Below are 19,461 nucleotides of genomic sequence, written 5' to 3'. Positions count from 1 at the left end.
TCATCATTTGAAAACCTCCTATTGAGGCCTCTGTTCTTCTGGCTCCGATGCGGCTAGCACAGCACTCTCCCCACTTTCCACCCCCGCTTCATCCTCACACCACCTTTCAAACAGCCTGGCGAATCTGGCGCTTTGCCAGGTTTCTCCAACCTGGCTCAAGATAAAGCCAGTGACTACAATAGCGGAAATAAAGTAAAACAGTGAAAATGCGATAGCTGAATTTACGCCCCCGCTGGCCAGTAACGATTGTATTGTCGTCCACCAGGCGCAAGCGAAAATAACTATTGAAAATAGCCAGAAACCCCCGCTAACGAGGTGAAAAGTTTTAATTTTTTTAGCATCTACAGAAAAATGATTTTCTTCACAACGATATAAGGATGGGTTTTTAAGGAAACTTATTAATCGTACATCATATGAGCCGATATTTTTATCAGCGATAAACGCGATCAACTGATGGGCGTGCCAGACAGGGAGGGTAATCCCGATCTGCTCATACAAAAACTTTATTTGTACGGTCTGATGCGTCCTCGAGAGTTTGGTGTCGGGTATGTCAGCGTTCGCTATCTCAGCGATTTTATTCAGCACCTCTATTTTGGTTTCAATAGGTACCTTTTCAAAGCGAATTTTTCGCTTCGTTTGCGGGCTGGACATCACTTTTCCCGCCCAGTCGATGATCTTTTTAGCCACATATAAAATCGCGGGTAGCAAAACCAGCTTTGCAATATCTATCTCGTTAATAGCTCCCATCGTTATTCCTTTATAAAATGAATACGCAATGAATTTACAACACTGAATTTATTTTATGTAGCCCTCATTATTATGAGGGCTTCGATATGGCTAATTCCTGGTCTGACTTAATGCCAACCGCCCAATACGGCCCCTGCCCGGAGGCCGTTATACTTAAAGACTGAAGCCAATCTCCACCGATGCCGCACTGCGTTCCCCCTCGCCATGGTAAACCGCTTCGATGTTGTTACCATCGGGATCGAGTACAAAGGCCGCGTAGTACCCCGGGTGATAAGTTCGCTCACCGGGGGCGCCGTTATCACTGCCGCCGTGTGCCAGCGCCGCCTGGTAAAAAGCATCCACCGTCTCACGATCCCTGGCCTGGAAAGCCAGGTGATGCCGTCCTGTCGGCTTACCTGTGGAACCGGGGCTATTAATGGATGAAACAACAAGCTCATCAGCCCAAAAATAATCATCGTAGGTATTCACGACAGGGATCTCAAGGACCGCCAGCACGGCTGTATAAAACGCTTTGCTGGCCTCGAAATCATTTACCACAAGCTGGATATGGTCGATAAGCCTGCCGCGATGTAATCGGTAAGTCTCCATGATGGTTTCCTCATTCAGTCGTATTAACAGGTATTTATCCGTTATCTAAAAGGAACGTTGTACGGATTTGATGGATGAGTACAGGCCCGGGATGACGATGAATCTCAGTCAACAGAGCATGACATACAAATCCAGTCTGTCACCGCAATCCTGACCTCTCAACCTCGTCCCCCAATCACCCCGATAAACTCTCTGACCTGCTTCTGCTTCCTGGCCGACAGCTTCACCACCCTACGCATCGCGGCTTCCAGCTCCGGTTCCGGCTCAACCGCCGCCAGCACAATACAGCCCTCCATCACCCGCACCTCCACCCGGGTGCCGGTCGAAAACCCTGCCGCCGCCAGCCACTCGCCCTTCATGATCAGCGCCGGAATAAGACGACGATCTGGCAAATGTCTCACATAACTCACCGTCAACTGACGCTTATTTTTCGGCGACACTTCTGGATCAAAAGAATCTACAATACAATCAGCACTAGTCATGGTTGCTATTCTCGCGAAATAGTAATTGTGATCAGCGGTGCGGGTGTGTTGGCGCACATTCGCACCGCGCTAAATAACACCTGTAAACCTAACCAGTAATAAAAATAAAGTCCAGACTTTAATCGGACATAATAAACGCCTTTAACCGCAAATTAAGAATTAACAGAATACGTGATGCTATTAATTAGCGCCTGTTGAAAATGACTTTCCTGATATTGCTGAAATAACCGCAAAGCAGATTCAAAAAAATAAAAGCGAGATAATGCGCGCAACAGGATGCCCATACCTAATTACGGGCACCCCATCTCTTTTGCCAGCGTCCCCTTCCGGGACTTCAGGCGGCGGGCGATACCTGCCGGCAGGGTGGACCAGAACGAGAGCGCCGGATGAGTCCGCCGCTCAATCTCCTCCACCGTCACTTGATAATCACAAAAACTGGCGCTTTTGGGCGTCGCCTGATCCAGCAAAAACGCCGCGTATTCGCCCTTATCCGGACTGGAGCCGATAAAAATAATCTTCCAGTAGCCGCTGGGAAGCTCCACCTCGGGCGCGGCGGGCAGGGTGGCGATATGCCGTTCGAACAGCGGCCCGGTAACGGACCACACCGCCGCCACGTCGCTGCGCTCGGCGAGGGCGCGCTCCTTATCCTCCAGCCGCGCCCACGCCCCCTGATTCAGGGCGGAGGCCTGCGGGGTGATATTGGAAAGATAGTTTAACGCCTGCCAGTCTGCGCTGGCGCCGAGCCCGGCGAGCGGCGCCTGATGCCCGCGATCGACCGCCAATGCTGCGCTGGCCCCTTTGTATGCCGCGGGGGCAAGGGTATCCGCCGCGGGTAAATCCGGATCGCGCTTCCAGCTGCGCGAACGCCCGCTGGCCAGGCTGGCTTTGGTGATTTTATACGCCACCCAATTGGCGAATTTGCGGTGGCTGTTGTTATTGAGCGTATAGGCTTCGCGAACCAGCGTCTGGTCGCTTCCACCGGTCGGACAGCCCACTTCACAATTATCTACGTGGGATAACCCGGCAGCGCACGCGGCGGTAAAAAATAACGACGGTAATACGCTGAATATTCTGAATAGCTTCATGTTGTTGATGACGTCACAGAGAAGATGAATCGATGCATAAAAGAACCCCCTGAATAATCAGAGCGGAATTCACCTATGAATCGCAAAGATGAAGTGAGAGCGTAAAAAGAGTTAGCCGGTCGCAGCCGCGCGGAATATCACAAGATGATTTAACATCACGGCGGATGTTATTTTGTGATCTCAGAAATGATGTTGAATGAGGTAATCAGACTCGCTGCCCGCTATTTTCAGCCGAGCTGAACGGGCGGGAATATGTCCAGCGAAGCGTAAAGCGGTGCGGCATCCATGTCGTTGTCTGAAAAAAAGTCGTGGCAAGGGAAAACGCTTCTCTCGGCGAGGTGGATTACTCAGACTACACGAATGACCGATTAAGGAGAGAAGTTATGAAAAAGGAACGCTGGAGAGGCGTGCTGGCACTGGCCATACTTAGTCTCCCTGCGCTGGCGGAAACAGGCGTTTCATTCAGCCACAAAGACTGGGAAGTGGTGTGTGATAACACGCTGACCTGCCGGGCGGCGGGATACAGCGCTGAAGAAGGAAGCGGAGGTTCGGTGCTGCTGACCCGCCAGGCCGGAGCGGGCACTGCCGTCTCGGGAGAGCTGATGCTGGCGGAGGTGACCGACGGCGACGTTCTGCCGGGCAAACTGACGCTGTGGATCAACGGCCAGCCGGCAGGCGATGTGAAGCCCGTAAAAGAGAGCTGGCCGCTGTCGGAGAAACAGGCCCGGGCGATCGTTAACGCTATCAAAGGCAGCGGGAAGGTCGAATTTACAGGCGCGGAGGCGCCGTTTGTGCTTTCCGGCGAAGGCGCTTACGCGGTACTGCTGAAAATGGACGATGTTCAGGGGCGAATCGGCACGCCAGGGGCGTTGACCAAAAAAGGCGACAGGCCGGAAAGCAGCGTCCGGGCAGCGATTCCCGCCCCGGTTATTCACCGGGTCATTCCTGAGAAAACGCAGGAGAGAGCGTTAACCGCGCCTGAGCTGGCGGTGCTCAAGCCGAAGCTTCTGGCCACGCTAAAGAACGATGATTGGTGCGATCGCCTCCAGCCTGAGGAGGGTGAGAAGGCTGAAACTATTAGCCTGACGCCGCTGGATCACGCCCATTCCCTGACTTCGACCTTGTGCTGGCGGGCGGCCTATAACGAGGGATATGGCTATTGGGTTGTGGATAGCAAACTTGAGGGCAATCCGACGCTTATCACGGTCTCCGGTTCTGAGTATGGTGACGGCGAGATTTTTATGAGCCAGAAAGGGCGAGGGCTCGGCGATTGCTGGGGGACGGCAAGCTGGCTCTGGGATGGCACAACGTTCCGCAAAAGCCGTGAAGCGACCACCGGGATGTGCCGCTATCTTCGCCTCGGCGGGACATGGGATCTCCCCACCTGGGTGACCGAGGTTAAACCGGTAAAGTGAAATAGCACGGCCAGAATCTCTCCCGGCACAGACGTCGACAGAGAGGGCGGAGAAGGATCTTAACGATCGTCAGCGTAGCAGGATCGCGATCGAGAGCGGCAGAGGCGGCAGAAAACTGACGCCTTGTTCAAAATAACAGCGCGGCTAATGTATTGCTAACTCGAATTAGTTTATGATTAAGCCGTTCTGTTCGTTATGGAAAATGAGTTTATGGCCAAAACCGTTGAGCAAGTCGCCAGGGCGCTGGAAATCTCGATTACCACCGTGCGCCTGGTGCTGGGTGGCAAAGCTGAGCAGTATCGCATCAGCGCCAAAACGCAGCAGCGTATTAATGATTACATCGCCGAAAACGGGCTGGTCGTTAACCATATCGCCCGCAGCCTGAAGCTCAATAAAACCGAGACCTTAGGGCTGGTGATCCCGCGTTTATCCAACCTGTTTTTCTCCACCCTGGCGGAAAAGCTCGAAGCCTGCTGCCGTCAGGCGGGGTATCAGCTAATGATTGCCTGCACCTACAGCGACAGCGAGCATGAAAACAGTCTGGTTGAAGGACTGCTGGCGCGCAACGTTGACGGGCTCTTCGTGGTGCCCTCTACCCGGGAAACGCAGCTGCATCACCAGAAGGTGGCGCGCAAGCGGCCGCTGGTGCTGCTCGACCGCGATTTTGGCGAGAGCGACGTGTCGCTGGTGGTGAGTGATAACTATAACGGCAGCAAAAAGCTGGTGCAGGCGATGACCCAGGCGGTGGACGTCTCGCCGATTTTTTTTATCGCCGGAGATACCCAGCAGCCGTCGATCCAGCGTCGTCTGCAGGGCTACCTGAGCGAGCTGCCCGCGGGGAAGGAGTGGATATTGTCCGCCAGCCATAACCGCCAGGAAGAGGGCAAGCAGCTGATGCTCGATTTTCTCCGTCAGCATCGCGAGCCGCCGAAGGCGTTTATCGCCTCCTCCCTGCCCATTCTGGAAGGGACGCTGAGCGCGCTGCGGGAAACCTACGGCTTTATTCCGTCGGATATTCCCATCGGCACCTTCGATGAACACCAGATGCTGGGATTTCTGCCGAACGCGGTGTGGTCGATGCGCCAGGATGAGGACGCCTGGGCGCAGCACGCGTTTCATCTGATGCAGCAGAAGCTGCAGGGGGAAAATGCCGATGTGAAGATCACTGTGCCGATGACCCTGATTCATCGCCCGCTGTCGGTAGAGAAGCAGCGGAGCCAGTAAATGACACGGCTTGTGTGAACACGTCAATCCCCGGCCGCGCTATGCTGGCCGGGGCTACAAATACCGCATCCTGCGCGCGCAGGTAGCCCGGATAAGGCGCGGGCGCCGCAATCCGGGAACCCTTAACGATCCCTCATCAAGTCAATCGCTGAACAAACCGCGCCGCCAGCCCGGCGTCCAGCTCCGGTGGCAGGCCGCTGATCCCGACGCCGCCAATAGCCAGCCCTTCAACTATCACAGGCTCACCGCCCGGCATCGCCAGCAGCTGCGGGTCGTTAAATACCGCCAGCTGCAGGGCGCCGTCGCTGACCTCTTGCGCCAGCGTTGCCGTCGGACGGCGAAAGCGCAGGGCGCTCCAGGCCTTGCGCTGCGCCAGCTGGCGCGGTAGCGGCGGGCAGCGAGCGTGCGCGCCAAAGGCGATGAGCTCGCCCTCCGGCCCGACAACCGCCACTGCCAGCCCCCGGGTTCGCGCATCGCTTTCCGTCTCTTGTAAAAACCGCGCGACCTGCTGGCATATAACGCTATCGTTCAGACGGACCTGGGGACAGAACGCGTCATTGTCCGGCATCGGCGATATACCTCCGTAAGCGCAGATAGAGGTCATCCAGCTCGCCTTTCTGCGCCGCCGTCAGCGCCACAAACGGCTCGCGGGTGGGGCCGGTATCGACGGTCTCTTTCGCGGTAAGATACTTCGCCGACTGGAACACGCCGCGCGCGACCAGTTGCTCCACCACCTCGTTGATCTGCTGCTGCAGGCGCTGCGCCCGGGCGATGTCGCCCTGCTGAAAAGCGCTGCGCAGGGCGAGAAACAGCTCCGGCTGCAGGTTAACCGTGGTGCCAACCGTGGCCGTCGCGCCCGCCGCGAGGCTGGAAAGGAAGATCTCATCGAAACCGTTAAAAAAGACTTTCTCCGGGTAGCGGGCGATCATGCGTTCCAGCGAATAGAGGTTATGCGAAGTATGCTTCACCCCCAGAACCTGCTCTTCGCCGAGCAGCGCGTCGGCGCTCTGGGCATCCAGCTCGACGCCGGTAAACTGCGGAATATTATACAAAATCACCGGAATCGAAATGGCGTCCAGCACCCGACGGTAGTAGGCGATAATCTCCTCGCGGCTATATTTGTAGTAGTAGGGCGGCACCAGCGACACCGCGCTGGCGCCGTCCTGCTCGGCGTGCTTCGCCAGCTCGACGGCGTCCCGGGTGCGTGGCGTCCCGACGTGGGCGATCACCGGCACCTGACCGCCCGCCGACTGCACCAGCGTCGCCAGCACCTGCCTGCGCTCATCGAAACGCAGCAACGGTCCCTCCCCGGAGGAGCCGCAGCAGTAAAAGCCTTCAACCCCGCGCGCCAGCTGGGCGCGGGCGAGCGCGTCCAGCGCCGCGTAGTTCACCGACTCATCGGCGTGCATCGGCGTCACCACCGCGGAGATAATGCCGCGAAAACGCTGCCATTTATCGCTTACCATGCGGTCCAGCCTCCATCCACCACCACGTTGGAACCGGTCATATAGACCGAGGCGTCGGAGAGCAAAAACACCACCGCGCCGTTGTACTCGTGGGCTTTCGCCATCCGCCCGATGGGAATACGGTGGGTGTAGTTTTTCTGAAAGCGCGGGTCCTGATCGCTGCGCTCGACGCCGGAGAGGGTCAGGGTATTGACGCGAATGCCGTCGCGCCCCCAGTAGGTGGCGCAGTAGCGGGTAAAGTTATACAGCCCGGACTTTGCCGCCGAATAGGCCACCGGTTTGACGAACGGAATGCCGGTGTCCTCTTTTTTGTAGCTGTAGATATCCTGCACCGGAGAGACCACGCCGTAGATCGAACCGACGTTGATGATCGAGCCGCCTTTGCCGGCCTGCTTCATGCGTTTGCCGACCTGCTGGGTCATCAGGAAGGTGCCGACCAGGTTCACTTCCACCACCTCGCGGAACACCTCTTCCGGGAACTCCTCAAACGGCCCGGAGACTTCCGGCGGCGCGCTGGGCTGGGTATCGACGCCCGCGTTGTTGACCAGGCCATCCGGCACGCCCCACTTCGCTTCAATGCTGTCCAGCACCCGGTTAATGCTGGCTTTATCGGTAATATTCACTTCCGCGCACAGCAGGCGGTCGGAGTCCTTAATCGCCCCCAGCACGCGGTCGACGCGCGCGGCATCGACGCGGGTAGCCAGCGCCGCCACCTTCGCGCCGCGTTCGTGTAACGTCTTCACGTACTGCGCCCCCAGCTGTCCAAGGCCGCCGGTCACAATGATGACCTTGTCTTTAACCGAGAATAACGTGTCTTCCATTGTCCTTTCCCCTCACTGCGTGGTTAGATTTTGTGGGTTGCGAGGTAATCACGATCGAGAATAATGCCGTGGCCCGGCCTTTCGCTCGGCACGTAGTAGCCGTCCACCTCTTCGCCCGCTTCGGCGATGATGCGCAGATCTTTCCAGCGCCCGCCGTCGGTCATCTCGGCGTATGAGATATTCGGCACCGTAGCCAGCAGGCTGGCGCTGAGCTCCATGACAAAATGCGGCGTCATCGGCAGGTTGTGCGCGCGGGCGACGGCGGCGATATCCAGATAGCCGGTGATCCCGCCGACGCGGCCGAGATCTGCCTGGATGTAATCCGCGCTGCCGCTCTCGATGTACTGCGTAAACTGGTTTAAGTTATAGACGTTTTCTCCCAGCGCGATAGGCGTGGCGCTGCGTTCGCGCAGCCGCAGGTGGCCGGCGATATCGTCGGAGGGCAGCGGCTCCTCAATCCACAGCAGGTTAAGCGGTTCGAACAGCTTGAACGCGCGCAGCGCCTGCGGGAAGTTCCAGCCCTGGTTGGCGTCCACCGCCAGCGGGAAGCCCGGCACCGCCTCCTGAATCTTACGCAGCCGCTCCACGTCCTCTTCCAGCGTCGGTTTGCCCACTTTCACTTTCGCCGCCAGATAGCCGGTGCTTTTCCAGCGCTTGACCTGGTCGATCACTTCCTCAATGGACAGATGTAGGTTGATGCCGCTGCCGTACAGCGGAACGCGATCGCGCACGCGGCCAAGAATGTCGATAATCGGCGCGTTGAGGGTTTTACCTAACAGATCCCAGTAGGCAATATCCAGCGCCGCCAGGGCATGGGTGGTGACGCCCGCGCCGCCGACGTCGTGTACGTGTTTATACGAGCGATGCCACAGGCCGCGCGGGGAGAGCGGCTGGCCAATAACGTCCGGGATAATCTCGGCAATCAACGCAGAGATGGTTTTCCCGCACCAGCCGGAAGTGTGACTAAAGCCGGTGCCGACGTGGCCGTTAGAACCGTAGACGTCAACTATCGCCACTTCGATATCGGTGACGTGGTGAATTTGATCTCCCCACGGGCCTTCCGGCAGCGGAACGCGGGCGGTCATCAGTTCGATATTTTCAATCACGGGCATTTTTGTGCTGTTCATCTGATTCCTTCCTTTATGGGTTCAGCGGGGGCCGCCCCTGCGGCCCGGGCGGTTAATGTTTGGAGGCCGGGGATTCATGCCCCTCCAGGGCGATTGCCGGGCTGGCATCATGTTCTCGATCGTTCTCGTCGCCCACCGCATGACCGAAGACTTCCGGCAGCAGGAAGATCGAGGCGAGGAAGGCGCAGAACGGCGCGATCGCGATAATCATTGAGGCGACCGGTACGCCGACCGCTTCAAACAGGGCAGGGAAGACCAGGGTGGTGACGAAGGCGGTGACCTTGACGATGGTGTAGCCGATACCGGAGGCCACGCCGCGATAGCGCGGTTTTGCCACCAGCGAGATCACCGTCATGCCGCTTTCGGAATCCCAGTAATGGCCCCACAGCATCAGCGCCGCGCCGAAAATGATAAAACCAAAGCTGCTGCTGTAGACGCCCCACGCCGAAATTGAGATGCCGATGGTGACCAGCAGGAAGCCGTATTTGCTCAGCCCCTTATGCCCGAGCTTCGGCAACAGCAGCGGGCCGACAAACGCCGAGAGCGCGGCGATACAGTTCACCGCCAGCAGGGCGAGGTTATTCTGGATCTGCCCGGAAATCCCGATGGTGACGAGGATCAGCGGCAGGAAGAAGGAGAAGGCGTAGTTTTCAAACGACTGTACGGCGCAGGAGAACCAGCCGAACAGGGTGGTGCGGCGGGTAAAGGGACGACGGAACAGATCGTGCAGCGTCTCTTTGAGCGTCGGGTCGGCGATGGTGACGTTTTCGTTGGGCAGAATGTCGTCCAGCAGACGGCCATCCTGTTCGCCGTAATAGTCACGGGAGGCTTGTTTCGCTTCGATAAAGCGGCCGCGTTCGACGAACCACGCCGGCGTCTCCGGCAGCTCCCGACGCATAAACAGCAGCAGGCAGGCCGGGATCGCCGGGACCGCCAGCACGATGCGCCAAATCATATCCGGGTGAACATCAAGCGCCACCAGCGTGGTGACCAGCAGAATGGCGGCGATAATCCCCAGCGCGAACATAAACTGCCAGCGGTTAGCCATCACTTCGCGCTTGCCCTTCGGCATCACCTCCATGATGTAGGTAAAGCCGTTAGCCACGTCCGCGCCCACCGGGATCCCGGCGAGGCAGCGAATAATCGCCAGCCAGTACATATTGGGCGCCAGGCCCTGAAGAACGGCGAAGATCGCGAACAGGATCATCGACCAGAGGAAAATTTTACGCCGTCCGAGCTTATCGGTCAGCCAGCCGCCGAGCAGCGCGCCGACCACCGCGCCAAGCTGGGTGCCGGCGGCGGTAAAACCAAGCAGCCAGCTGCTGGGCTCATAAATATCTTTCAGGGCGAATAAAATAAACGCCATGGAATAAATATCCCATGACTCAATTAATAATGCGGTGATCATTAGCCATCCCGCTTTGGTGCAGCCGGGGGCCTCCTGCTGATCGAGCCGTTTCTTTGCCTTCTGGATAATAAATTCAATATGTTGCTGCTGATACATATAATCCTCTCTTATCCGGGCAGGCGGAGGGCCCGCCCGGACAGATGCGCGTTAATCCGCTCTTTATGGGCGATAAAGAGACGAATGAAGCGGATGTTTGCCAGGATCGCTAACAACGTAAAAATTACATAAGCGAATCAGTTGTTATTTCATTAATAAATGCGCATCGCCTGCGATAAAGACTTTCATATTTTGCGTCAGCGCCTGGGCAATAAAGGCGTTCAGCACTTCGGATAATACCTCCTCTTCTACATAAGCCAGACTGAGATGGTTGCTCTGGTGGCCCGCCATTAAATCGTCGCGCGAAACCCCGTCGAGAACGGCGTTGAGTAATGGCCACTCGTAGTTGGTTGCCCGGCGGCGGCGTTCGAATTCGTCATGCGGCAGTTCGACGGCGGTGCCGGTGCCGATATGCAGGATCACCTGGGTACCTTCGTAATGCGCTCGCGCCCAGATAAAGCGTCCGGCTTTGCCCTGACCGGCAATGGTCGAGCCGCCGTAGGGGAAGAACATCGCCGGCTGGCGATAGCCGGTGGCCCCGGCGATCCCGCCCTTCAGATGGGCGAACGGCACCGCGCCGGAGATCTCCAGATCCCAGTAGAACGTGCCGTTGTATTCGCTACCCCAGCGGATATCGTGAAGGGTGGTTTCGCTCGCCATGCCCAGTGCGCCGAGCAGCTTCGCCAGCATCACCTGTGGGATGGCGCTGCCCATATCCACCTCGTTGATGCAGGGGATCGGCGCGTCCGGGCAGACGATCTCGCCGTTCTCATCCGGGATCGGGAAACGTTCCGCGTTGCCGATGGCGCCTTCGGCAAAATCCGAGGCGGCGCAGCTGTCTTTGAGCCCCTGCTGATACTGCACGCCCACCGCCGTCAGGCCGAAGCGCTTCACGAAGCGCGCCATGGCGATCATCATCGCGCACTGTTCCAGCACCTGCTCCCGGGTCAGTTCCTTCGTCCCGTCGGCGCCGAACCGGAAGCGCATGCCGCGGGTCTCATACCAGTCGAGACAGGCTTCGCGCAGGTCGGTCGGCACTTTGTTCATTTCAACCAGCAGCGCCGATTGCGACAGCGACTCCACCGGAATCCCTACGTCGATCATCGCTTTTTGCGGGAACACGCCGTTGATCATCCCCATACAGAAGGTATCGAACAGGCCGACAATGGCCTTGTGTTTGAGGATCGACTGCCCAACCTTCACGCCGATCTGTCCGGCTTCGCTGGCCAGCAGCGGCGCGCTGGGCGCAACCGGATGCAGATAGCCGAGCTTATGGCTGAGATGGCCGTCGCGCAGCCAGGTGTCCAGGCCACGAATAAACGCCTCGTCGGCGAAGGTTTCCGACCACAGCCGCGAGTAGTTGCGCTCCAGGCTGGTGAGGCAGCCTGCCATACAGAGCATGCCGACGAGGCCCGGCCAGGTGCCGTCAAAATTGGCGAGCAGCAAAATAGGGCCGCGATGATGTACCAGCGAAGGCGCAAGGTGATGGGAGTATTGCCAGGCGGTAAGCAGGACAATAATCGGCGCATCCGGATCGATCCCGGCGAACAGCTCGCTACCCTCTTTCTGGCTGCTGATAAACCCGTGGCCGCGGCGTTCGTTGACCGGATGGGCGCGGCGCAGGCGGTAGCCTAATGTTTCCAGCGCCGTTTCCAGACGCTGTTCAAACAGCTTCTGCGTGGGCCAGCAGGTGACGTTAGCCGGTTCGCGGAGATCCGCATTGGTGACCATCAAGACTTCGCCTGGCTGTGGGGTAATAAGCCCGGCTTCGGCGGGTAACGTTAAATTCAACATGTGAATTTCTCCTGTAGGGGGTAGGTCGCTTAGTTATCGTTGATCGTTCTGCGCAGGGATTAGCGCCGCATCAGCCGCTTCAGGCAGACTGATTTCTATGGCTAACTCGAATTAGCAAATTAGGATAAAAAAAAGACAGGGACAAACCCTTTGCCGGGGATTTGTGATGGCTATCAATGTGAAATTTTTAACTAATTAATTTTAAAAACATTATTTTAAAAGGTGGGGTGAAGTGACGAGGAAAGTTTGCTGAGGCGGTTTAAAGGCGGGCAGAAAGGCGGGCGGGAAGCGCAGCGAGGACGGTAAATTCAGGTTTGATATTTAATGAATTGAAATTATTGAATTATTTATTTTTCCGTTTGAGCATTTTGTCTGGGGTGATTGACAGGAGTGTTAAAATTTAACCGATCCTGGTCACACTCTTTTAGCATTTACGTTGTGAATTTCTGTATCTTGTTATAATTAGCTAATTCGAGTTAGCTTGTTGGTGATTTTCCCTCGCCAACGATGTTAGCCAGGCGCTGCCCGACTAAACAATAATGATTCAGGACAGAGGATTTAATGATGACCCTGCTTACCTCGCCCGCCATTGCCCCTGCAAAAAATGAACAAACATCGCAACAAACCCATGAAAGAAGAAAGCTGCTCACCGTGCTGGGCTCCGGTCTTTCTGGCACAACGATTGAGTTCTATGACTTTTTTATCTACGGCACCGCCGCCGCGCTGGTGTTTCCGTCGCTGTTTTTTCCTAACCTCTCGCCGCTGATGGCGCTGCTGGTATCCTTCCTGACGCTGTCGATTACCTTCGTTAGCCGGCCCATCGGTGCCATCGTATTTGGTCACTATGGCGATAAGATCGGCCGCAAGAAATCGCTGGTTCTGTCGCTGATGATTATGGGGATTTCGACGTTTTTCATAGGGTTAATCCCCAGCTACGACACCATAGGCAACGCCGCGCCGTTGATACTTATCTTTTTGCGCCTCTGCCAGGGCTTTGCCATCGGCGGCGAATGGGGCGGGGCGACGACGCTCATCACCGAGTATGCGCCGCGCCATCGCCGGGGCTTTTTTGGCACCTTTGTTCAGTTGGGCAACGTGCTTGGCCTGTTTATCGCCACCGGCGTTTTTGCGCTGGTGGTGATGCTGCCGGAGGATGACCTGATGTCCTGGGGCTGGCGCGTGCCTTTCCTGTTAAGCATCGCGCTGCTGTTCGTCGGGATGTTTATCCGCTCAAGGATCGAAGAGACGCCGGTGTTTCAGGAGAATCAGAAGCAGCAGCAGAACGCGCCGAAAACGGCCGAGCAGAAGTTTCCTGTTCTCACCGTGCTCAAACATCACCGTAAAGCGGTATTCCTGGCGATGGGTATGCGCATGGGGGAGATTGTTCTGGGCTGGCTGACGGTGGCGTTCTTTATGTCCTACGTGACCCGGGAACTCAACTTTACTCGCGAAACGGCGCTGAACGGGCTGCTGCTGGCCAGTTTTGTCGGCATTTTTACCTTTCCTTTCTTCGGCTGGCTGTCCGATAAAATTGGCCGCCGACCGGTCTATCTGGCCGGCGCCGCGATCACGCTGATCTTTGCCTTCCCGCTGTTCTGGATGATCGACTCCGGCTCGGTGAAGATGTTTATGTTCGCCACCACCTTCTGCTATTCCGTGGGGCTGGGCATGATGTTCAGCGTCCAGCCCGCCTTCTTTTCGGAGCTTTTTGACACCAGCGTGCGCTACACCGGCGTGTCGCTCGGCTTCCAGTTGGCGAATATCGTCGGCGGCTTAACGCCGATGATCGGTACCTTACTGCTGGTGTGGTCCGGTGGCGCATCGTGGCCCATCTCGCTGTTTCTCGCCTGCATGGCGCTAATTACCATCCTGTGCGTCTGCGTGACGCGGGAAAGCTATAACGATGAGCTTAATGAGGTGAAGAAGTAGCCGGGGAGGGTTGCCCCGCCATGACCGGCGGGGCGGGCGTATCAGAACAGATTAAATTTATATTCGATAATCACTTCCGAAGAGAGCGAGTTGGCCCGGCTGTAATGGCCGTCGGTAAGCACCGGCGTTTTGCCATTCATCTTATAGGACCAGCCCGGCCCGAACATCGCCCAGACGGTGAGATTTTTCAGTCTCGGGTGCGTCGGCACCCAGCGGCTGAAGGCGTTAATTTCCCCGGTACGGACGTGGTTGCCGCGGTAGTTAAACTGGGCGATGTTGCCGGCGAGACCGATAGCCAGCTCCGGCGTCAGGTTATAGTCCGACATATTAGAGAGAACCAGTTCACCGTCGCGCATATAGTCGTTGCCGGCGTAAGCCATTGAGATAAAGGTCCCGCGCGAGTTTTTACTCATATGGCGCGGGTAGAAGCCCACTTCATTGGCCTTATTCGCATCGGTATAGCCCAGACCCCACTTGGTGCTCCAGTTGTCCGCCTGCCACTTCACATCCATGGCGATGTGCCAGGCATCATCGTCAAAGTCACGCTTATTTGCCGGCATCGCTTTATACTCGTCCAGCGCGTGAGTGGCGTAGACCTGAGTACCGATGTTCAGCGCTTTTATCGGCTTAATATTGGTAAACAGAATATGGCGGCGCAGATAGTTGTCGCTTTCACCATAGCCGTACTGCATGTTCAGGTGCTCGCTTTGCCACAGAATATCGCCGCTGGCGATATGGTTAATGTACTGTCCGCTGTTGGTCTGGAAGCGTTTCTTATCCGGCGAGTTACGATCCATCGCGCTTTCGATGTACGCGCCGCGCAGCGTGAAGGGACCGTAGTTCACCGCGCCGGTCCAGCCCAGGTAGGTGGTTGGAGAGAGGCGGGTCGAGTTGGAGATGACGCCAAAGTTTTTCATCGTCTGCCAGCCCCAGCGGGCGTTCAGATGAGTGTCCGCCAGGCGATACTGCAGCTTGATATTGCGTTGACCAAATTTGGAAAAGCCTTCAGCGTTGCTTTTGTTATTTCCGCTGCCGTTGTTATAGAGTACGCCGCGGGAGTTAAAGTAATCGCTGGCGCCGAGCTTTACCGCCCCGTAGTATGTGGCATCAAAGCCAATAATATCGGCAAAATAGCCGGACTGATAATCGACGGCGACGCCCTGACCCCAGGCATTATGGACTTTCTTCGGCTCGGTCTCTTCTTCCTTAAGATATTTCCAGTAGTTTTTAAAGGATAAATTCAGATGAGACTGGCTGAATAACGGATCGTCGAGCACGGTATCGATATAATCGCGCTCCTTCAGGCTGTTAGTGGTCGAAGCTGACCAGGCGCTGGCGGGAATAGCCAGCAGCATAATGGCGACTGTTGTAGTATTGATTTTCATAATAAACCCCAGAGTAGGGACGCAGCGATCCAGGCGAGGTGTTTTCGCATGAAGTCTGCCGTAATAAATAATTAAGCGTGGGTATTATTTTTTATCGAGAGCCTGTTTTCCGGCTTCGACATATTTCATAGTGCCGATTTCAGGAACGGTATATTTGCCGTCTTTATAAACAATTTTAACCACCGCGGCATTGGCAAGCGGTTTGTTTTTCGCGTTATCGTCCGTTAAGTCGGAAATCATGATCTGCATTGCGGTACCGGATGAAATCGCCAGCACGTTTTTATCGCCCCGGGCCTGCGCGTTTTCAATGATGGTATGCAGCGCTGCCTGGGTGCGGGTTTTTACCTGCTGATAGTTTTCCGCCATGCCTTTGGGATCGGCTGCAGCCAGCGCATTCTGGTTGGTATCAACGGCCAGGGTGCCCGCTTTCATTTGGCTGAACAGCGCAGCGCCATCTTTAAGCCCCAGCTGTTTGGCGCCGGCGTCGGCCATATCTTTGTTATAGCCGCCTTCAAAACCGCCGAAGAAGGCTTCCCGCAGGCCGCTTAGCTCAGTAAGTTTGTAATCACTTACTCCGGCTTGCTTAAGTATCACCTGCATGGTTTCACGCTGACGTCCGGCATCGCTGGAATAGAAGCTATCAAATGGAATGCCTTTTAGTCCCTCGCCGAGATAACGTGCGACGCAAATGCCGTCTTCAGTAAGCGGGGAGTCAGCCCAACCCTGTACGCGGTCAAACGTATTCAGCAGCGTTTTGCCGTGACGAGCGAAATAGATATTCACGCCATCGTCGTTTTTAACTTCCGCTGCCGAGCAGGTTGCCGCACCTGCCGCCATCATTAATGCTATTAGCCACTTCTTCATATAACGCTCCACCTGAATGGTCTTTTTATAAGCAAAAAAAAACCTACGTCAGATATTCGACGCGAAGCATAAATAAAGTTATGTTCGCTCGAACTCTATGACGTAGGTTTCGCCTGTTCTTGACAGTAACAATCCAACAGCGGTGACGTTAGCACTAATTATGCAAAAAGACACCCTCTATTTATTGTTATTGTCAATAAATGTGATCGTCTTCATGAAGGTAATTTTGCTGGTTGAGATGTATCTTAAGTTTAATTTTCAGAATAATTGGCAGTTTTTGACTTAAATAATTATTGGGGATTGATCTCCGTCACAAAATAATGATGTCCGCTCTGGACTCTGCCGCGCACTGGCGTTATTTTCGCTTCACTCTGGGATTGTTACTGACCACAGGCAAAACCTAAGACTCCTGTCCGCCAATTTGGCGTGCGGCAGGAGTCTTAGGTTTTTTTTTGCGCCTGATAAATACCTCTGCTACCTAACAAGGAGTGATGATGAGAACGAAAATTCTGACTGCCGCCATTCTGGCGTTATCTGCCGCTGGCGTACAGGCTGCTGAAAAACCGCTGAAAATACTGTTGGTTAACGACGATGGCTGCCAGTCTGTGGGAACCACATCGCTGCAGGAAAAACTGGCGGCCAAAGGATATGACGTCTGGATGGTGGCGCCGGCAACGAATCAGAGCGGGATCGGGTCGGCAATCACCTTTAAGACGGGTAAGGTCTTTGATGTCAAAAAAGCCGCTGACAAACGCTACTGCTTCCCGGGAACGCCGGCCGACGCGCTGGATTTCGACCTGTGGGGCGTGCTGAAAGACGCGCCGCCGGATCTGGTGATCTCGGGCGTTAACGACGGCCCCAATACCGGTATGGCGCAGGTTAACTCCGGTACCGTTAGCGCTGCAGCCCGCGCCATTCGCTATGGCTTCCCGGCGATTGCCGCCAGTATTGGCTACCGATTCACGGAAGAAGAGATGAAGAACAAATGGCCGAGCACGCATAAGTACTGGCCTGACTCGGTGGATTACGTTGTCTCGCTGGTTGATAAACTTAACGCCGCGCATAAACCGGGAAGCCCGATTTTGCCGCAAGGGTCCGGTTTGAGCATTAACTATCCGCCGCTGCCGTCGGCTGAAATTAAGGGCGTTCATTATATTGAGAATGAACAGTTCCCCGCGCCGCAGATTGGTTATGAACTGCTGGCGGACGGCACTGCAAAACAGACGATGAATCCGGAAGCGATAAAACCGGCGGAAGGGGATAATGACTCGGGCTGGCTCAACAAAGGATATATTACTTACACCCTGTTTGATGGTTCATGGAACGCGCCGCAGTTCCAGGCGCAGTATGAGACGCTGCTCGGAAAATAACGTCGTAGTGATATAAAAGAAGAAGGCGCTATTCGCGCCTTCTTTATATGAACAGATGATGAAGCGCTATTCGTCGAAGAACCAATAGCCCTGGTTAATCAAACGGGTCAGCTCGGCGATAAAGGCCGGATTGCGCAGTGCGGCCTCACCTAACTCATCTTTACCCAGCAGGGTATAGCGGCAAAGCGCGTCCAGTGCCGCAGGCTCGGTTGGCTCAAGCTGTTCACTATTCACAAAAAAGTCATCGCCAATGTGCAGTACCCGCAGGCCGCTCAGGCGAGTCAGCATTTCGCCTCCCTCGAGTGCGTCGACAATCTCTTCTTCTGCATAAGGCGGTTCAGCTGGCGCAATATCCAGCTCGTGGCGCGGCGTGGTAGCAAAACGTCCAAACCACTGGCGGAAATCTTCCGGCTGGCTAATCATCTCGATCATCATGCCGCGCAGACGTTCCAGTTCATACTCTTCAACCCGGCCTGGATGTTCACGGCAGGTTAAATCCGGATCGCTGTAGTGCTCGCCGCCGAGATCGTTTTCCAGCGCGTAATCGGCAAAGCTGCTGATCAAATCGCGGCCGTTTGGCCCGCGGAAGCCAACGGAGTAGTTCAGCGCCGTTTCGTGAGTGATTCCGTCGTGCGGGAATCCCGGCGGAATGTACAAAATATCGCCGGGCTCCAGATCCTCATCAATAATCGGCGGGAACGGGTCGACGTGCAGCAGCGCGGGATGCGGGCAGAACTGACGCATCGGCAGCTTATCGCCCACGCGCCAGCGGCGGCTACCCATGCCCTGAATAATAAAGACATCGTACTGGTCGATGTGCGGGCCCACGCCGCCGCCCGGTACGGAAAAGGAGATCATCAGGTCGTCTAAACGCCAGTCCGGCAGTACGCGGAAAGGGCGCACCAGCTCAGCGGCGGGCATGTGCCAGTGGTTTACCGCCTGAGCCAATAGCGACCAGCCGGTTTCGCCCAGGCCATCAAAATGTTCAAACGGCCCGTTGCTGGCCTGCCATTGACCATTCTTAAGGCTCACCAGTCGACTATCGACTTCCGGTTCCATGGCCAGCCCGGCCAGTTCATCCGGGGTAATCGGATCGACGAAATTCGCGAAAGCCTTCTTTAATACCACCGGCTGCTTTTGCCAGTACTTTTCTAAAAACTCGGGCCAGTTAATGTTGAGTTGATAAGCCATAGGTTTATACCAATAAGAAGAAACGGGCCTGATTATAGAAATATGCACCCTCAAGCCGCTTTGTCATGGGTCAAGGCTGATGCTTAATTCATCATCTGAACTAACGGCACCATAAAAGAGGGAAAACCTGAAGTGGGTAACGCCGTTTTTTGCAAAATCTCATTTTTGGCTAAAATGCGCTGCAGGCCTTGTAGTTCCTGGGTTCTTACGGTTTTTCGTAGCAAAGGTTAATCGTGAAAAGTTTAAATTATGAGCGCTTGATAAGTTTTTTGTATTTTTAGGGTTGCTATATCCCGGCAGCTCCCTATAATGCGCTCCCACTGACACGGCAGATGTGAATCACTTCACACAAACAGCCGGTTGGTTGAAGAGAAAAAATCCTGAAAAACAGGGTTGACTCTGAAAGAGGAAAGCGTAATATACGCCACCTCGCAACGGTGAGCGAAAGCCGCGTTGCACTGCTCTTTAA

At 55.6% G+C, this 19,461-nt stretch carries 17 protein-coding genes; 4 read left to right on the top strand and 13 right to left on the bottom strand.

Annotation, left to right across the window (positions count from 1 at the left end; all coding sequences use genetic code 11):
• Nucleotides 1-18: 18 nt before the first annotated feature.
• The 4 genes from IAE27_RS13135 to IAE27_RS13120 all read right to left on the bottom strand — a co-directional run bounded on the left by IAE27_RS13135 (nt 19) and on the right by IAE27_RS13120 (nt 2,902).
• A complete protein-coding gene (locus IAE27_RS13135) occupies nt 19-747 on the bottom strand; it encodes a hypothetical protein (protein WP_154022612.1) in 729 nt (242 codons plus the stop codon).
• 153 nt (nt 748-900) lie between these two features.
• On the bottom strand, nt 901-1,335 hold the full coding sequence (locus IAE27_RS13130; protein WP_032728836.1) for a VOC family protein: 435 nt from the start codon (nt 1,333-1,335) through the stop codon (nt 901-903).
• Nucleotides 1,336-1,493: 158 nt separating this feature from the next.
• Nucleotides 1,494-1,817: an endoribonuclease SymE gene (symE, locus tag IAE27_RS13125; RefSeq protein WP_134883180.1), complete on the bottom strand. Its 324-nt coding sequence runs from the start codon at nt 1,815-1,817 to the stop codon at nt 1,494-1,496.
• Nucleotides 1,818-2,107: 290 nt separating this feature from the next.
• The gene (locus IAE27_RS13120) at nt 2,108-2,902 is read right to left on the bottom strand and encodes a DNA/RNA non-specific endonuclease (protein WP_224227700.1); all 795 of its coding nucleotides are present in this window, start codon (nt 2,900-2,902) and stop codon (nt 2,108-2,110) included.
• 383 nt (nt 2,903-3,285) lie between these two features.
• Between IAE27_RS13120 and IAE27_RS13115 the strand changes: the two genes are divergently transcribed.
• Together IAE27_RS13115 and IAE27_RS13110 are read left to right on the top strand one after the other, a co-directional pair.
• Nucleotides 3,286-4,317, top strand: a complete 1,032-nt coding sequence (locus tag IAE27_RS13115; protein ID WP_154022613.1) for a DUF1176 domain-containing protein — start codon at nt 3,286-3,288, stop codon at nt 4,315-4,317.
• Between the two features lie 210 nt (nt 4,318-4,527).
• Nucleotides 4,528-5,541: a LacI family DNA-binding transcriptional regulator gene (locus IAE27_RS13110; RefSeq protein WP_004117622.1), complete on the top strand. Its 1,014-nt coding sequence runs from the start codon at nt 4,528-4,530 to the stop codon at nt 5,539-5,541.
• A 136-nt stretch (nt 5,542-5,677) separates the two neighbouring features.
• Here IAE27_RS13110 and IAE27_RS13105 read toward each other — a convergent pair whose 3' ends face one another.
• The 6 genes from IAE27_RS13105 to IAE27_RS13080 all read right to left on the bottom strand — a co-directional run bounded on the left by IAE27_RS13105 (nt 5,678) and on the right by IAE27_RS13080 (nt 12,253).
• On the bottom strand, nt 5,678-6,109 hold the full coding sequence (locus IAE27_RS13105; protein ID WP_123830114.1) for a GlcG/HbpS family heme-binding protein: 432 nt from the start codon (nt 6,107-6,109) through the stop codon (nt 5,678-5,680).
• A complete protein-coding gene (locus tag IAE27_RS13100) occupies nt 6,096-7,007 on the bottom strand; it encodes a dihydrodipicolinate synthase family protein (protein WP_123830115.1) in 912 nt (303 codons plus the stop codon). The genes IAE27_RS13105 and IAE27_RS13100 overlap by 14 nt, the downstream gene beginning before the upstream one ends.
• A complete protein-coding gene (locus IAE27_RS13095) occupies nt 7,001-7,828 on the bottom strand; it encodes an SDR family oxidoreductase (RefSeq protein WP_004108725.1) in 828 nt (275 codons plus the stop codon). The genes IAE27_RS13100 and IAE27_RS13095 overlap by 7 nt, the downstream gene beginning before the upstream one ends.
• A gap of 23 nt (nt 7,829-7,851) precedes the next feature.
• A complete protein-coding gene (locus IAE27_RS13090) occupies nt 7,852-8,955 on the bottom strand; it encodes a mandelate racemase/muconate lactonizing enzyme family protein (RefSeq protein ID WP_004108723.1) in 1,104 nt (367 codons plus the stop codon).
• Between the two features lie 52 nt (nt 8,956-9,007).
• The gene (locus IAE27_RS13085; protein ID WP_004117633.1) at nt 9,008-10,459 is read right to left on the bottom strand and encodes an MFS transporter; all 1,452 of its coding nucleotides are present in this window, start codon (nt 10,457-10,459) and stop codon (nt 9,008-9,010) included.
• A 144-nt stretch (nt 10,460-10,603) separates the two neighbouring features.
• Nucleotides 10,604-12,253, bottom strand: a complete 1,650-nt coding sequence (locus IAE27_RS13080) for a signal transduction protein (RefSeq protein WP_032728841.1) — start codon at nt 12,251-12,253, stop codon at nt 10,604-10,606.
• A 564-nt stretch (nt 12,254-12,817) separates the two neighbouring features.
• On the opposite strand from IAE27_RS13080, the gene IAE27_RS13075 reads away from it, so the two are divergent.
• Complete coding sequence (locus IAE27_RS13075; RefSeq protein ID WP_032725825.1) at nt 12,818-14,182, top strand: MFS transporter; 1,365 nt, start codon at nt 12,818-12,820, stop codon at nt 14,180-14,182.
• Nucleotides 14,183-14,223: 41 nt separating this feature from the next.
• Here IAE27_RS13075 and IAE27_RS13070 read toward each other — a convergent pair whose 3' ends face one another.
• Nucleotides 14,224-15,567: an OprD family outer membrane porin gene (locus tag IAE27_RS13070; protein WP_024273672.1), complete on the bottom strand. Its 1,344-nt coding sequence runs from the start codon at nt 15,565-15,567 to the stop codon at nt 14,224-14,226.
• Between the two features lie 84 nt (nt 15,568-15,651).
• Nucleotides 15,652-16,431: a histidine phosphatase family protein gene (locus IAE27_RS13065; RefSeq protein WP_154022614.1), complete on the bottom strand. Its 780-nt coding sequence runs from the start codon at nt 16,429-16,431 to the stop codon at nt 15,652-15,654.
• 494 nt (nt 16,432-16,925) lie between these two features.
• Here IAE27_RS13065 and surE point away from each other — a divergent pair, with 494 nt between their 5' ends.
• A complete protein-coding gene (gene surE / locus IAE27_RS13060; RefSeq protein WP_200092552.1) occupies nt 16,926-17,801 on the top strand; it encodes a 5'/3'-nucleotidase SurE in 876 nt (291 codons plus the stop codon).
• A 66-nt stretch (nt 17,802-17,867) separates the two neighbouring features.
• Here the strand turns inward: surE and IAE27_RS13055 are convergent, their stop codons facing one another.
• Nucleotides 17,868-18,992 (bottom strand): cupin domain-containing protein, encoded by a 1,125-nt coding sequence (locus IAE27_RS13055; protein ID WP_032728844.1) that lies wholly within the window; start codon nt 18,990-18,992, stop codon nt 17,868-17,870.
• Nucleotides 18,993-19,461: the final 469 nt, after the last annotated feature.

The sequence above is a fragment of the Klebsiella sp. S69 genome (assembly GCF_016516145.1).
In the GTDB taxonomy this organism is placed as follows: domain Bacteria; phylum Pseudomonadota; class Gammaproteobacteria; order Enterobacterales; family Enterobacteriaceae; genus Klebsiella; species Klebsiella oxytoca.
This window is presented reverse-complemented; position numbering and strand designations above follow the sequence as displayed.